Below are 14,487 nucleotides of genomic sequence, written 5' to 3'. Positions count from 1 at the left end.
CAAAATCTCAGGTGCCCGATTCCGATTGGGCAGCCCACTCGGCAGGGGTGTAGGTTTTCATGGACAAGGCATGTACCTCGTCCGTTTGCAGCTTGCTGCCCAGCGTGGCATACACGCGCTGGTGGCGGGCAATGGCCCGCTTGCCCTCAAATTCGGGCGAAACAATGGTGGCGTACCAGTGGCGGCCATCGCCCTCGACGCTCAGGTGCTGGCAGGACAGGCCCGCGCTAATCAGTTGCTGGAGTTGATCGGCAGTCATTGAAAAATCTCAGTTGCGAATTTTGTATCCTGTGCGCAGCAGGTGCAGGGCCAGCGCACTCACGGCCAACCAGGCCACGCCGACAATGCCCAAACTCAGCCAGGGCGAGGCATCGCTCTGACCAAAGAAGCCATAGCGAAAACCATCAATCATGTAGAAAAACGGGTTGAGGTGGCTCACCTGCTGCCAAAACGGTGGCAGCGAGTGAATGGAATAAAACACACCCGACAAAAAAGTCATGGGCATGATGACAAAGTTCTGGAAGGCGGCCATCTGGTCAAATTTGTCGGCCCACAGCCCGGCAATCAGGCCCAAGGTGCCCAACAACGCTGCCCCCAACACGGCAAACACAGCAATCCACAACGGTGCCGCAAACTCTGGTGTGGCAAAACCCAGCGTGACCAAAAACACGCCCACGCCCACCACCAAGCCACGCACCACGGACGACCCCACATAAGCCACAAACCATGCCCAATGCGACAACGGGGTGAGCAACAAAAACACCACGTTGCCCATGATTTTGCTTTGCACCAAGCTCGACGAGCTGTTGGCAAAGGCGTTTTGCAGCACACTCATCATCACCAAACCCGGCACCAAAAAGCTGGCGTAGTCAATTCGGTCGTACACCTTAACATGGTCTTGCATCACATGACCAAAAATCAGCAGGTATAGGGCGGCAGTGAGCACCGGGGCTGCCACCGTCTGGAAACTGACTTTCCAGAAACGCAGCACCTCTTTGTAAAACAGCATTTGCCAGCCGGTCATGCGGCACCTCCGGGGGTGTGGGCGGCCATGACGCTGAGGAACACATCCTCTAAATCGGCACGGCGAATTTCTACATCTTGCACCTGCACCTGGGCCTCGCGCAGGGCAGACAAGTGGCGTTCAATATCCCCCGCATCGTGGGCGACCATCTGCACCACACGTCCCGTGATGCGTGCTTGGGCCGCCAAGGCGGGTGGCAGCACATCATCGGTTTTGAACACCAGCACATTACCCGATACCGCTTGCAGCAGTTTGGAGGTGTCGTCCAGCGCCACCACCTGCCCACGCTTGAGCATGGCGATACGGCCACACAGGGCTTCGGCCTCGTCCAAATAGTGCGTGGTCAGGAGTACGGTGTTGCCCTCTTTGTTCAAGCGAGCAATAAAGTGCCATAGGGTTTGGCGCAACTCCACGTCCACCCCGGCGGTGGGTTCATCCAGCACGATGATGGGCGGCTTGTGGACTAGGGCTTGGGCCACCAGCACACGCCGCTTCATGCCGCCTGAGAGCTGGCGCATGTTGGCATTGGCTTTTTCTGTCAAGCCCAAGCTTTCTAACAGTTCGTCAATCCAGTCGTCGTTGTGGGTTACGCCGAAATAACCGGACTGAAAGCGCAGTGCCTCACGCACATTAAAAAAGGGGTCGAACACCAGCTCTTGTGGCACGATGCCCAACTTGCGCCGGGCTGCGGCGTAGTCGGTTTGCACATCGCTGCCTTGCACCAACACCCGGCCACTACTGGCACGGGCCAAACCAGCCAAAATGCTGATCATGGTGGTTTTACCGGCGCCGTTGGGGCCAAGCAGGCCGAAAAACTCGCCTTCTTGGATGTCCAGACTGACGTTGTTGAGCGCATGGAACGGCCCTTGGGCCGTGGTGTAGGTCTTAGAGACCGATTGGAAGGAGATAGCAGGCATGGGAGCGGGCGATTTTACGGCCAGCCTGATCAGCGTGCAGGCTACCCTGCTGGGGCCACCTGCTCAGTCGCGGGTGGCGCGGCGCTGCACCGCCGCCACATAGGCATCACCATCGGGCGGTTGGCCTGAGCGTTGGCTGTCCCACAGCATTTGTCCTAGGCATTCCATAGCGGCATGGTGGGCATCGTGCAACGAGTCCAGCCGTTTGGCCAACAGCTCTACCGCCTGACGAATGCCTCGAGGCTGGTCAATGCTGCACTGCTCACTGATGGACAAGTGCATCGAGAGATGCAAGAACGGGTTGGTCTGCTCGGGGGTTTTATCGTAGTTGCGGGCTACCGCAGCATCCACATTTGCCAAGTCAGTGTGGTACTCGGGGTGCTCAGCAATCCACAGACTGGCCAAGGTTTCTATGGCTTCCATGGGGGCACCGGTTTGGGCTTTGGCATGTGCAGCGCAGAAAAACCGCCGCACATCGGCTTGGGAGGGATTGAACATGGCCGCAAGCGTAGCACGCGTTGCAGCTCAAACCCGCCAGACCGGAAGTTGCCAATTGCGCCACAGTGCCACCCCACGCAGACCCGCAGTGACCACCACACAGGCCAGCAGAGTCAACCAAGCTGGCGCATCCAACTGACGCAAGCCAATATCGGCCCAGCCACCTATAAAAGCACACAGGGCATAGGGCCGGTGGTCGTTGAAAGCTTGGGGGATTTCATTGCACAACACGTCGCGCAACACACCACCAAACACCCCCGTAATCACGCCCATCATCACGGCCACTAGCGCGGGCATATCCGTGGCACAGGCCACATCCACCCCTACCGCAGCAAACAGACCCAGCCCGATAGCATCGGGCAACAGCATGGCCCGCTCCGTGGGCTGAAAGTGGCGTTGGCGCATAAACAGCATGGCAGCCACACACAGGGCCAAAATACCCCAGACAAAGCCCACATGGCGCACCCAGAAAAAGGGCCGCTGATCCAGCAATAAATCGCGCAGCGTGCCACCACCAAACGCTGCCACAAAAGCGACCACACAGACGCCCACGATATCGAGCCGCTTGCGCGCCGCCATGATGACGCCGGACAAGGCAAAAGCGATAGTGGCGGCGACCTCTAGCAGGTAACGCAACAGCTCAAAAGGGGTCTCAAACCAGCCCATTGCTTGCTTTCAGGCCCACAGGGGCAAAACTATGCTGACGCCACGCCTCAAACACCGTCACGGCCACCGCATTGGACAGGTTAAGGCTGCGCTGACCCGGCACCATCGGCAGACGTAAACGCTGGGCAGGTGCAAAAGTCTCGCGCAAGTCTGGGGCCAAACCACGGGTTTCAGAGCCAAACACCAGCCAATCACCAGGGGCAAAAGCCACGTCATGCACCTGCTGCGTGCCGTGGGTAGTGAGTGCAAACATGCGGGCTGGATCAGGCTGTGTCTGTTGCACAAAGGCGGCCCAATCCGCATGGCGCAGCACTTGGGCATATTCATGGTAATCCAGCCCTGCGCGGCGCATCAGGCGGTCTTCCATCGAAAAGCCCAACGGCTCAATCAGATGCAAGGCACAACCTGTGTTGGCTGCAAGACGGATGATATTACCCGTGTTGGGCGGGATTTCAGGTTCAACCAAAACGATATGGAACATGGCCCGTATTGTCCGCCAGTGTGGCAAAGACGTCAGGCAGCCCGTGCCACAACCAAAGCGGCGATATGTTCTGCACCAGCCTCGCGCAGCACCGTGGCCGCCGTGTGCAGCGTGGTGCCAGTGGTCATCACGTCGTCCAACAAGACGACACGCCGCCCCCGCACATCCGACAAGCGGCCCGGTGCCAGCGCAAAGGCGCCTTGTAAATTTTCGAGCCGTTGGGCCCGCCCTAAGCCACTTTGCGCAGGCGTATTGCGCACACGCAGCAACAATTTGGCATCTACCTTGTCTGCAGCCAACACCTGTGCCAACAGCAAGGTTTGATGAAAACCCCGATGGCGCAAACGTTGCGGAGACAGCGGCAAAGGCAGCACCAGATCGGCGGCCTCGAGCACAGGCTCTGCCCACGGAGTGCTGCGCAACAACTGCCCCAAAGTGCCTGCCCAGCCTGGGTCGCCATGAAATTTATAGGCACCCAAAATATGCTCCCACGGAAAGCCGTAATCCACTGCAGCCACACAGGCATCCAGCGGCGGGGGCTGACGCAGACAATGGCTGCATTGCACTACGCCAACAGGCACAGGCAGCGCACAGGTACGGCAGCGCAAACGAGGTCTGGCAAACCGTGCTACACAGTCCTCACAGATACGCTGCGCAGGCCAAGCACGGCACACCTCACACTGGCTAGGAACACCTGCCAACAAACGATGCCATGCAGTGGAAACCTTGGCGAACAATGGGTTGGTCATGATGGTGTCCAATATATACGCGCTGCTTTTTTCTGTTTTTCATGTCATCGCCCTCTACCCCAAGCACCTCCCCACCCACCATGGACTGCGTGGCAGCCGCCCGCTGGCACCAAATGGCCCCCTCCCCTTCACCCTGGCTCCATGAAGAAGTAGCCCGGCGCATGGAGGGCCGCCTGCAATGGATACGCCAAGCGCCCACCAGTTGGTGCCACTGGGACCCGGTGCGCGGCGGTCTGCAAGCCCATGCCCTGCTGCGCCAACGCTACCCAGATGCACTGTGCCATATCACCGAGACAGCGCCAGAACGCCAAGCGACTGCCAAAGCAACCCTTTCCCCCGCTTGGTGGAGCGCCGCCCGCTGGAAAGGCGGCGCCACACAATTTGGGCCGGCCCCCAATGGCACCATGCAGATGCTTTGGGCCAATATGGCCCTGCACATGCACAGCCAGCCACAAGAGCTGTTGGCACAGTGGCACCGCACTTTGGCTGTAGATGGCTACCTGATGTTTTCCTGCCTAGGGCCAGATACGCTCAAAGAACTGCGCAGCCTTTATGAGGCACTGGGCTGGCCCGCCCCCAGCCACCAATACACCGATATGCACGACTGGGGTGACATGCTGGTACATACCGGCTTTGCCGAGCCGGTGATGGACATGGAACGCATCACCCTGACTTTTTCCAGCCCGCAGCGCCTGCTGCAAGAGTTGCGCGAACTCGGGCGCAACCTGCACCCACAACGCTTTGCCGCCCTGCGCGGACGCCATTGGTACGGGCAACTGCTAGAGCAAATCAGCCAACGCCTCGCCACGCCGGGTGACAATGGTCAGCTGGCGCTCACTTTTGAAATCATTTACGGCCACGCTTTCAAACCAACTCCGCGCGTACGCGTGGCCTCTGAAAGCGCAGTCTCTTTGCAAGACATGCGCGCCATGCTGCGGGGCAGCACACAACCTTGACCATGACCATACTCAAAAGACAATTTCTACGGCAGCTGGGTGCTACCACGCTGGTCATCAGTGCAGGTGCTATGTTGAGTGCCTGCTCCAAAGAAGGCCCGACCTTCCGAGGTGTTGATATTTCTGGAGCCGACTACGCCCGCGACTTTGCCCTGACCGACCACCAAGGCCAATTGCGCCGGTTGTCAGACTTTCGTGGCAAAGCGGTCGTAGTGTTCTTTGGCTACACCCAGTGCCCCGATGTCTGCCCCACCTCGCTACAAGAGCTAGCCCAAGCCAAGGCATTGTTGGGCAACGATGGTGAACGGTTGCAGGGTATTTTCATCAGTGTCGATCCGGAGCGTGACCAACCCGAGATGCTCAAAGCCTACATGGCCAACTTCGACCCCCACTTTCTGGCCCTGCGCCCAACGCCAGAGCAACTGCCAGCCTTAGCCAAAGATTTCAAGATCTACTACAAGAAAGTAGATGGCCCCACCCCTACCAGCTACACATTAGACCATTCGGCCGGCAGTTACATTTACGACCCCACAGGCAAGCTGCGCGTATACGCCCGTTATGGCAGCGGAGCCCAAGCACTGGCCGCTGATGTGCGTGCGCTGCTGCAACCCGTGGCAACTTCCAGCCATTAAGCCCACACAAAAACAGCGCGAATTGCCAACTGCATCACATTGCAGTTTCGTCGGTGCGGAGATACGGGATTACCCCATAGTGTTGTCATCAAACTTGCTTAGAGTGAAGACAGTATCTACCCTCCCACACGGCCAGTGGGCTGATTGCAGAAGCACCCGATAGGGGCTTTTGTTACAGAACAGGAGCCGCATCGATGCATATTTTTGATCTTCCCGCGCTTCGCGACAGCAACAGCCAAGGCACTGTCGCCCCCCGCCGCTGCCCCTTCCACCACGGCAGCAGTCCGCCGCTGGTCTATGCCGATAGCTTGCGTGAGGTTCCTGGTGGCTGGCTCGAACAAGTGGCCATGCAGGCAGCACCCGATGGCATCTTGTTGGTCGACCGTGAGGGCACCATCATCATGGCCAATCCGGCCATCGAAATCATCTCTGGCTACCACACCGACGAATTGATAGGGCTATCGGTCAGCGTGTTGCTAGCGCCGCATCTTGGTGCCAAGCATGCACAACAAATGCGCAGCTACTTCCAGAACCCCACGCGCCGTCCTATGGGCATGGGCCATGATCTGTGGCTGTACCGCAAAGACAACAATCTGATTCCTGTGGATGTGGCACTGGGCTACTCAGAAGCCTATGGTGGTGCGGCAGTGGCCTTTGTGCGCGACATCTCTGAAGTCAAGCGCCTGGAAGCACAAACTTGCTACCAAGCCGCACATGACAACCTGACCGGGCTCGTCAACCGTTGGCAGTTTGGCCAGCGATTAGAACAGGCCATCCAGTTGGGCGCGGAAGAAGATCAACCGTTTGCCTTGTTGCTACTGGATCTGGACGACTTCAAGGCCATCAATGATGGCTACGGCCACGCCGCTGGCGACCAAGTGCTGATTGAGGTGGCGCGGCGCTTGAAAAGCGTCTTGCGGGCCAGCGATGTGGTGGGGCGCTTGGGTGGTGATGAATTCACCGTGCTGCTACCTGCCCTGACCCAAGTGCAAGAGGCCCAAACCACAGCCGCCAAACTCCTGCAACTGCTGCAAGAGCCATTTCGGGTGCAGGGCTTTGAACTCAACTGCGGTGCCAGTGCGGGCATTGCCGTGTTCCCACACGATGCCAGCGATGCCGAAACATTGATGCGTTATGCCGACATCGCCATGTACCACTCCAAAGATCGGGGTCGGGGACAATATGCGCTCTACACCCCGCCCATGGGCGAGAAAATGGCAGAAAAGGTATTGCTGCATGATCGTCTGAAACTGGCGCTGGCCTATGGCGGTTTGTCTTTGCACTACCAACCACAAGTCGATGTTTTCAGTGGCGAGGTGGTGGGGGCTGAAGCCCTGCTGCGCTGGACAGATCCCGCACTGGGCGAAGTGCCGCCGTCACGTTTTATTCCGGTGGCCGAAGCCACGGGGCTGATCTTGCCCTTGGGGCAATGGGTGCTCAACACTGTGTGCAGGCAAATCATGGCTTGGCAGCAGGCAGGTACTCCGCTGCGAGTAGCCGTCAATGTCTCCATGCAGCAATTACAGCAACCCGACTGGGGCTCGCAATTGCAAGAAGTATTGCAGCGCCACGGTGTCCCACCCGACCTGCTGGAGCTAGAACTGACCGAATCCGAGGCAATGGCCGACCCAGTGCTGGCCCGCCAGTCACTGGCCTGCGTCAAATCCTTGGGCCTGAACGTGACGTTGGACGACTTTGGCACGGGCCATTCTTCGCTGGCCTATGTGCAACAGTTGCCCATCTCACGCATCAAGATCGCACGCGACTTTATTGAGCCTATGTTGCAAGGCGACAATCAGGCCGCACTGGTGCGGGCAGTCATTGATCTCTCACACACGTTGGGCCTGACCGTGGTAGCCGAAGGAGTCGAGTCGCCCGATCAATTGCGCCGTTTGCACCGCTATGGCTGCGACATCGTGCAGGGCTGGCTCTACGCCAAGGCCGTTCCAGCCCAAGAAATGCCGCGCTGGATGGGCACGCCTGTGTCCTTTGCCGCCCTGTGCGCTGCGGCGAGTTGCCCAACACCCTAAACTGCCACCGTTGTGCAACAGGTCAAGACGGCAATGCCGTTTGGCCTTCACCACAACGGGCCAGCAGCAACTCGCGCCGAATCTCGCAGTGCCAGCGGTCTCGGCGAACCAAACAATCTTCCAGTTCCAACTGGCGCAAGGTGCGGGCAATCGTCTCGCGCGTGGTGGCCAACAAGGCCGCCAATGCGCTCTGGCTAGGCAGGCGCACCAAGGTGCTGCGTTGCAAAGTGGCCAATTGCAGCAAAGCCGCTGCCACCTGACCTGCCACGGTAGGAATGCGTACCAAACGCGCCCAATCTGCCATTTGGGCATTGGTCTGTGCATAAGCCACGGCCAATTCCCATAAAAAAGTCTGGTTGACCAAGCCACCCGCCAACAAAGGTGCAATGGGCACTTCACAGATCCGCACGGGTGACATGGCAATGCACGACAACATGGCAGGCTGACCGAGCAACATGGTGGAACCCAACGTTTGACCATGACCGCACAGGCCCACAGGCCGTTCAATGCCGTATTCTGAACTGCGCAACAACATGGTGGTGCCCACCTTGACGATACGAAAAACCGTCAGAGCCTCCCCCTGGCGCAGCAAATAGCTCCCCTTGGCAAAAGATCGCTCGGTGACCAACGACTGCCAATGCGGACGCACCTCTGGAGCCATCTTGCCCATCAGGCACAGGCGCTGACAGGCACAGCGTGCGCAATCGGCTGCCCGCCCCTCGGCTGCGTCTACCGCCAAGCCACGCAACACGGCCCCTTGGGGGGGGGCTGGCAATGGCAAAGGTGCAGCAGCCAAAGGACGCTCCTTGGCTCAATCGGCCCGAATGCTCTGGGTGGCAATCACTCCCCCCAGCAGCTGGGTGTCAGCCTGAATGCGTCGGGCCAGCCCTTCGGCGGTGGTGCCTGCAACCTGCCAGCCCTGTTGGAACAATTTTTGGCGCACCCCTGGATTGCGTACGATCTGGCTGAGCAGCACTGAGAGCCGCTCTCGCACTGGCAACGGCAGTGCTGGCGAGGAGGCCACGGCATTCCATATTTCTAAATGGAAATCAGCCACCCCCGCCTCGGACAAACTGGGGTAATGGGGCACCAACGTGCTACGCCCAGTAGATGTCACCCCCATAATGCGCAACTTGCCTGCCCGCTCTTGGGCGGCTGCCATTGCTGGGGGCAGCAGGGCCAATTGCAACTGCTCCCCCACCAGCGCCTGGATGACCTGAGGATTGCCAGGATAGGGCACATGCACTGGGGCCATGCCTGTTTTGGCTTTGAGCAACTCCATGCCAATGTGGGCGACTGTGCCCACCCCCGGCGTGCCATAACTCCACCGATCCCCCGCTTGGCGAGCTGCTATCAAGAAATCACGGGTTTGACTCCCCGGTGCTTTGGCAGGCACCGCCAAAACCAAAGGGGCGGTACCGATCAAACTGATAGGCGCCAAATCTTTGAGGGGGTCGTAAACAAGTTTGGGGTTGAGCATCCGTGCAATTGTCAAGTTGCCGTTGATCATCACTCCCAGCGTGTGGTGGTCGGTGGCACGGGCCACCACCTCGGCGGCGATGTTGCCTCCAGCCCCCACCCGGTTTTCTACCACCACTGGCACGCCCAAAGCCTGTGCAAGGGGTTCTGCCAATGTACGTGCGACCAAATCGGGCGAAGAGCCCCCCGGAAAACCCACCACCAACCGGATAGGTTGCGTAGGCCATCCAGGCGTAGCCAGCGCCCTGCCCGCCACCACGGGCTGTGCCAGACAGGCATTGCTGCCAACAGCAGCCAAGGCCCAAAGCAGGGCCGTGCGGCGCGAGGAGGAAGGGGGCATCAAAACTCCTGAACAATCGCTGTGATCCTATGACCCCAGCGCAAAGAAGGCACGTTGCACCTCAATGGTGCATCCTACATTATCGCCACCCCATACGGTGGGGAACAGCCCATCAGGCGTAGGCGCTCAACACCTTGCGCATTTTCTTCATAGCGGCCACCTCAATCTGGCGAATGCGCTCGGCACTCACGCCATAAACCGCCGCCAATTCATGCAGTGTCATGCCACCAGAACCATCGTCATTCACTTTGAGCCAACGCTCCTCCACGATCCGGCGACCACGCTCATCCAACGTAGCCAAGGCAGTGGCAATACCATCGCTGGCCAGCATGTCGCGCTGGTGCGACTCCATCACAGCCGTAGGCTCGTGCGAAGCATCAGCCAGATAGGCAATCGGGCCAAACGCCTGCTCACCATCGTCGGAGGGAGCTGGATCTAACAGCACGTCACCACCAGACATGCGTGTTTCCATCTCTATCACTTCTTCGCGCTTGACTTGGAGCTGATGGGCTACTTGGTCAATTTCAGTATCGGACAAACTGCTGCGGTGCGTGTCTTCGGCATCGGTCTTGAAGCCTTGCTTCATGGAGCGCAAATTGAAGAACAGCTTGCGCTGCGCCTTGGTGGTAGCCACCTTGACCATACGCCAGTTCTTCAGAATGTATTCATGGATCTCGGCTTTGATCCAGTGCATGGCATAACTGACCAGACGTACCCCCTGATCAGGATCAAAGCGTTTGACCGCCTTCATCAGGCCCACGTTACCTTCTTGGATCAAATCGCCGTGGGGCAGCCCATACCCCAAATATTGACGCGAAATAGAAATCACCAGCCGCAGGTGTGACATGACCAAGCGCCCAGCCGCCTCCACATCATTGTGGTCGCGCAGCCGACGCGCATAGCTTTGCTCTTCCTCATAGGTGAGCAAGGGCAAGCGATTGGCTGCCGAGATATAAGCGTCCAGATTGCCCAGCGACGGCACTACGGCCCACGGGTTGGTCGATGCCAAAGCCGCCGATGCGGATCCAGATGAGAGTGTCATTCCAGAAGTCCTTTCTTCCAAGTCTTCATGTTAGCACTCTGTTGGAGAGAGTGCCAAGACCCGAAGTTCCCGACCCTGTAACAAAAAAATCAATGTTGATCGTCACTCAGTTTCCCGCTCTTTGCACTGAGTTCTGAACTCTGACTGCTTCTTTCGTTTGGGATCAAAGGGCAATAGCCCCAATTACTGGGGTTGGATTGATAGTGCCTCTAGCCTCTCGTTCAGACAAGGAGGCACCGAATACGCTACCCAATAAAGGGGGCGACTCTGGCGGATGCCTTTAACGCCGACTTCGTCAAGCTTGTTCAAACCTCCGCTGATGTAAGACCCAGCGAAATTTTTCTAGGTTCTGTTTTTTGCACTGAGCACTGAACTATGGGGACGTTTGCCACGTGAGACAAGGGCAAATACAGCATGGAACTCGGGAGTTTGAGTAAGGGCTGAGGACTGAAATCTTCGGCGAAGCAATTTCTTACTTTTCACCGTTGTTTTTTATTCCATGATGTGGGAATTGTCTCGAAAATACAGAAGATTGTGGTTCTGGTGGCCCTATCAACTCCGCCCGACAGAGCGCGCAGGTTCACTTGATGCCTGCATAACCGGTTGATTGGCACCCTTTTCGCGCAGTTTGCAGGCCTGTTTTGGCCTCTGCGATACCGCTTTAGCACTGGGAAAGCACTCCTATCCCTGTGCACCCATGATGCACTTCCTTGCCATTCACAGATTTCCCAACGTAAACAGCATCGTCAACCGCGCCGTGCTCTTCCCCTGGCCCCGGTAGCCCACCTTGGTGGTAGCCAAACTACTGCTTTTTCACCCTGAACGGTTGTTCCACCTTGTCTCACACGCTGGCCTTAAGCCGCTCGGCCTTGTCTTTGTCTGGTGCCTCTCTGGATCTCGCTCACCCTCTTTGTTTTTGGTCGAGCTGGGCGCAGCAATGCTGCTGGCATCCACGATGGGGCCGGTCTTGAGCATCAGATCTTGCTGGGCCAAACCGATGTTGATGGTCGCCAGCAGGTGTTTCTCCAGCAGGTGGCGAAAGTGCAAGATGATGGTTTCGTCAGGCATGCGGGCTGCGCCATCAAGATCCGCAAAGCAGCGGCACAGCGGCCGCTCGTGCAGCTCTTCTTCCATGGCAGGATCACTCACAGGTTCCACCACAGTTGCAGGCAATGGATGCACAGCATGGTCTCAATAGAAAACCAAAGAAGCTGTCGAAGTCACAACGCTCGAATGGGTATCATGATTCAATCACCACCGCCTGCTTGAACCCATCGGGTACTTCCCGCCAGCGGAAGCTGGGGTGATTCCAGTTCTCTATCGCTGCTTGAACATGTGCCGTGCGGCGGCAACCGCCTACGCACCGTCTACTGAAGCACTCTGCAAGGCGCTTGTGTAGCGGCTGGGGTTCCCCCCGAACTCAGCTGTTGCACGGCGCGCCATTTCAAGCAGTGCTGCCACAGCTACCTCCATGGCAGACGGCTCTCCTAAGCGGGACAATGGGCCTGAAATGGTCAGCGCCCCTTTCAGGTCTCCCAAGGCCCCAAAGACCGGTACGGAGGCAGAAGCCGTTTCGGGATCGCGTTCGCCGTATGAAGTTGCCCACAGGCGCTCTCTTATCAGTTCGAAACTGCTGTCTGTTTCCGTAAATGCCAAGAGCACTTTGCCCGACGCACCCTTACTCACATCAAAGTCCTCGCCGATCCGAATCGACACGCGTACTGCACGTGCAGGTTCGACGCGGCTAACCACCAAGCGTCGCGCACCCGCGCGCACGTAGAACGAGGCAGTCTCGCCAAGCTTGGCGCTCAACTCGGCAAGTAAAGGCTCAATGATCGAATCAACCCGGAAAGACCGTTGGTAGATCGCAGCCAAGCGCATCGGCTGCGGGCCGATGGTGTATTGCCCATCCTCTAGTTTTCGCATGAAACCGCCATGCTCCAGTGCCGCCAGAAGGCGCAGTACGGTGCTCTTGTACAGACCTGTACGGCGGGAGAGCTCCGTGAGAGTCAGCCGCTCATCGGTCAGCTGGAATGCCTCTAGCAAGGCAAAAGCACGATCAAGAACGGCGACGCCACTCGAATTCTCTGCGATGCCGTCATTTGAGGACTTGAGGTTTGGTAAATCGGGAGTCATTGTCGTAGAGGTTGTTCTGCCTAGTAGAACATAGTGACATATAACGAAATAACAAGGGTTTCCCCTATAGCCCCTGCCTTTTTCATGACCTTACAGTTCTTCCACACAGAATATAGTTCTATCTAACAGAACATAATTAACAAAAGTTGAATGCGGCGGCACGCCGCACCTCATAAGAAAGTGGTGGAAACAGTGATGTTGCGCGCTCTCAGATACGGCATGGTCATCATCACCTTCATGGTTTTGATCATGACCCGGCGGCGTATGTTGGCCCTGGTAGCTCTGGCGTTGGTGCCCATCGCATTTGGTTTGGTTGCCGCCTCGCCTGATGCGATCGGAAAGATGCTGACTTTCAGCATCCTCTACTTCAACATCATGAGGACATCAGATACGGAGGCGACCAAAAACGTCGTTGTTATGGTTCTTCGGCTTGGTGCTGGCCATGCTGCTGTTCGGCGTCATCCCGTTTATTTCAGTGGTCGGATGAGGGGTACGACATGAGCGGGAACTATCTGAGCGTGCGACCTGACTGGCTGGCAAAGGGGCTGGAGCCGGTGCTAGAGCCAGACCTTGCCATCGTGGATGCGCATCACCACTTTTACGACCGCCCTGGCTGGACTTATTTACGCGAAGAGTATCTTGCGGACGCCATGTCTGGTCATGCAGTGCAGGCCTCGGTCTACATGCAGGCGCTTACGCGCTATCGGGCCGATGGTCCGGAGCACCTGAGGCCTGTGGGCGAAACTGCGTTTGTGGTGCAGTCCACCTTGCCGCAGCCAAGTACGCCATTCATTGCTCATGGGATCGTTGGCTATGTCGATCTGCGCAGAGGGGCGGCAGTGCGCGAGGTATTAGAAGCGCATGAGGCGGCAGGTGAGGGGCGATTTCGGGGCGTCCGGCACTTGGCAACCTGGGATACAGACAGCTCGCTGGCCAACCCACTGACCGCTGCCCCCAAAGGCCTCCTCGCCGATGCCGGCTATCGCGTAGGCTTAGCAGAACTTTCGGCGCGCGGACTGAGCTATGACGCTTGGTTGTTTTGGCCCCAGCTTGGCGAGCTATGCGACGTCGCAGACGCATTACCAAATCTCCCGATCATCGTAGACCACTGCGGCGGTGTCGTGCGCATTGGCTCCTATGCCGGCCGCGAGGCAGAAGTCTTTTCTGGTTGGCGTGCGGGAATGCATGAACTCGCCCGCCGGCCCAACGTGTTCGTCAAGCTCGGCGGCCTGGGTATGCGTATCAACGGCTTCGGCTTTGAGCACAAGGCACTGCCACCATCCTCGGAGTTGCTTGCTACCACCTGGCGGCCATGGATGCTGACCTGCATTGAGGTGTTCGGCCCCAAACGCTGCATGTTTGAGAGCAATTTCCCCGTTGACAAAGGCTCCTACAGCTACGTAAACGGCTGGAATGCCTTCAAACGACTGACTCAGGAATTGTCGGCCGCCGAACGACAAGAGCTTTTCCAAGGCACCGCGCGCCGCGTGTATCGGCTTGCCTGACAACTTTTCCCACATACACGCCCCAGGAGACA

Annotated in this window: 16 protein-coding genes and 2 pseudogenes; 6 read left to right on the top strand and 12 right to left on the bottom strand. The window is 57.9% G+C overall.

Translation table 11 applies throughout. The annotated features are described in order from the left end of the window. Window positions 1-7: 7 nt before the first annotated feature. The 7 genes from ACFO6X_RS09500 to ACFO6X_RS09470 form a co-directional block, all read right to left on the bottom strand. Entirely contained in the window at window positions 8-259 is a 252-nt protein-coding gene (locus ACFO6X_RS09500; protein ID WP_382432373.1) for a BolA family protein, read from the bottom strand. 9 nt (window positions 260-268) lie between these two features. Beyond that, complete coding sequence (locus ACFO6X_RS09495) at window positions 269-1,024, bottom strand: ABC transporter permease (protein WP_382432371.1); 756 nt, start codon at window positions 1,022-1,024, stop codon at window positions 269-271. Continuing rightward, window positions 1,021-1,941 (bottom strand): ABC transporter ATP-binding protein, encoded by a 921-nt coding sequence (locus ACFO6X_RS09490; RefSeq protein WP_382432369.1) that lies wholly within the window; start codon window positions 1,939-1,941, stop codon window positions 1,021-1,023. Before ACFO6X_RS09490 ends, ACFO6X_RS09495 begins: the two co-directional genes overlap by 4 nt. Window positions 1,942-2,004: 63 nt before the next feature. Beyond that, on the bottom strand, window positions 2,005-2,439 hold the full coding sequence (locus ACFO6X_RS09485) for a DUF1841 family protein (RefSeq protein ID WP_382432367.1): 435 nt from the start codon (window positions 2,437-2,439) through the stop codon (window positions 2,005-2,007). A 27-nt stretch (window positions 2,440-2,466) separates the two neighbouring features. Continuing rightward, entirely contained in the window at window positions 2,467-3,105 is a 639-nt protein-coding gene (locus tag ACFO6X_RS09480; protein WP_382432365.1) for a trimeric intracellular cation channel family protein, read from the bottom strand. After that, window positions 3,092-3,586, bottom strand: a complete 495-nt coding sequence (trmL, locus tag ACFO6X_RS09475) for a tRNA (uridine(34)/cytosine(34)/5-carboxymethylaminomethyluridine(34)-2'-O)-methyltransferase TrmL (RefSeq protein WP_382432363.1) — start codon at window positions 3,584-3,586, stop codon at window positions 3,092-3,094. The genes ACFO6X_RS09480 and trmL overlap by 14 nt, the downstream gene beginning before the upstream one ends. A 32-nt stretch (window positions 3,587-3,618) precedes the next feature. Then, window positions 3,619-4,335: a ComF family protein gene (locus ACFO6X_RS09470; RefSeq protein WP_382432361.1), complete on the bottom strand. Its 717-nt coding sequence runs from the start codon at window positions 4,333-4,335 to the stop codon at window positions 3,619-3,621. Window positions 4,336-4,376: 41 nt separating this feature from the next. Between ACFO6X_RS09470 and ACFO6X_RS09465 the strand changes: the two genes are divergently transcribed. The 3 genes from ACFO6X_RS09465 to ACFO6X_RS09455 all read left to right on the top strand — a co-directional run bounded on the left by ACFO6X_RS09465 (window position 4,377) and on the right by ACFO6X_RS09455 (window position 7,953). Beyond that, complete coding sequence (locus ACFO6X_RS09465; RefSeq protein ID WP_382432359.1) at window positions 4,377-5,291, top strand: biotin synthase; 915 nt, start codon at window positions 4,377-4,379, stop codon at window positions 5,289-5,291. A gap of 2 nt (window positions 5,292-5,293) precedes the next feature. After that, entirely contained in the window at window positions 5,294-5,923 is a 630-nt protein-coding gene (locus ACFO6X_RS09460) for an SCO family protein (protein WP_382432357.1), read from the top strand. A gap of 194 nt (window positions 5,924-6,117) precedes the next feature. Beyond that, complete coding sequence (locus ACFO6X_RS09455) at window positions 6,118-7,953, top strand: putative bifunctional diguanylate cyclase/phosphodiesterase (protein WP_382432355.1); 1,836 nt, start codon at window positions 6,118-6,120, stop codon at window positions 7,951-7,953. A gap of 22 nt (window positions 7,954-7,975) precedes the next feature. Here the strand turns inward: ACFO6X_RS09455 and ACFO6X_RS09450 are convergent, their stop codons facing one another. The 4 genes and pseudogenes from ACFO6X_RS09450 to ACFO6X_RS09435 form a co-directional block, all read right to left on the bottom strand. Beyond that, window positions 7,976-8,749 carry a Crp/Fnr family transcriptional regulator gene (locus ACFO6X_RS09450; RefSeq protein WP_382432353.1) on the bottom strand — a complete coding sequence of 258 codons (774 nt, stop codon included), beginning with the start codon at window positions 8,747-8,749 and terminating at the stop codon, window positions 7,976-7,978. A 15-nt stretch (window positions 8,750-8,764) separates the two neighbouring features. Continuing rightward, a complete protein-coding gene (locus ACFO6X_RS09445; RefSeq protein ID WP_382432351.1) occupies window positions 8,765-9,772 on the bottom strand; it encodes a Bug family tripartite tricarboxylate transporter substrate binding protein in 1,008 nt (335 codons plus the stop codon). Window positions 9,773-9,884: 112 nt separating this feature from the next. After that, window positions 9,885-10,814, bottom strand: coding sequence for an RNA polymerase sigma factor RpoH (gene rpoH / locus ACFO6X_RS09440; protein WP_382432349.1), 930 nt, complete (start codon window positions 10,812-10,814; stop codon window positions 9,885-9,887). Window positions 10,815-11,687: 873 nt separating this feature from the next. Beyond that, window positions 11,688-12,016 (bottom strand): annotated as a pseudogene (locus tag ACFO6X_RS09435) (transposase); the annotation flags it as partial. Here ACFO6X_RS09435 and ACFO6X_RS09430 point away from each other — a divergent pair. Further along, window positions 12,013-12,213, top strand: a pseudogene (locus ACFO6X_RS09430) (hypothetical protein); the annotation flags it as partial. The pseudogenes ACFO6X_RS09435 and ACFO6X_RS09430 overlap by 4 nt on opposite strands. Here ACFO6X_RS09430 and ACFO6X_RS09425 read toward each other — a convergent pair. Beyond that, window positions 12,171-12,950: an IclR family transcriptional regulator gene (locus ACFO6X_RS09425; protein ID WP_382432347.1), complete on the bottom strand. Its 780-nt coding sequence runs from the start codon at window positions 12,948-12,950 to the stop codon at window positions 12,171-12,173. The pseudogene ACFO6X_RS09430 and the gene ACFO6X_RS09425 overlap by 43 nt on opposite strands. A gap of 195 nt (window positions 12,951-13,145) precedes the next feature. Between ACFO6X_RS09425 and ACFO6X_RS09420 the strand changes: the two genes are divergently transcribed. Both ACFO6X_RS09420 and ACFO6X_RS09415 read left to right on the top strand, forming a co-directional pair. Then, window positions 13,146-13,451: a hypothetical protein gene (locus tag ACFO6X_RS09420; RefSeq protein ID WP_382432346.1), complete on the top strand. Its 306-nt coding sequence runs from the start codon at window positions 13,146-13,148 to the stop codon at window positions 13,449-13,451. Next, window positions 13,448-14,455: an amidohydrolase family protein gene (locus ACFO6X_RS09415; RefSeq protein WP_382432344.1), complete on the top strand. Its 1,008-nt coding sequence runs from the start codon at window positions 13,448-13,450 to the stop codon at window positions 14,453-14,455. The genes ACFO6X_RS09420 and ACFO6X_RS09415 overlap by 4 nt, the downstream gene beginning before the upstream one ends. Window positions 14,456-14,487: the final 32 nt, after the last annotated feature.

This window comes from Giesbergeria sinuosa (assembly GCF_042652905.1).
GTDB lineage: Bacteria > Pseudomonadota > Gammaproteobacteria > Burkholderiales > Burkholderiaceae_C > Simplicispira > Simplicispira sinuosa.
Note: the sequence above shows the minus strand (reverse complement) of the source record. Positions and strands in the feature narration are given on the sequence as shown.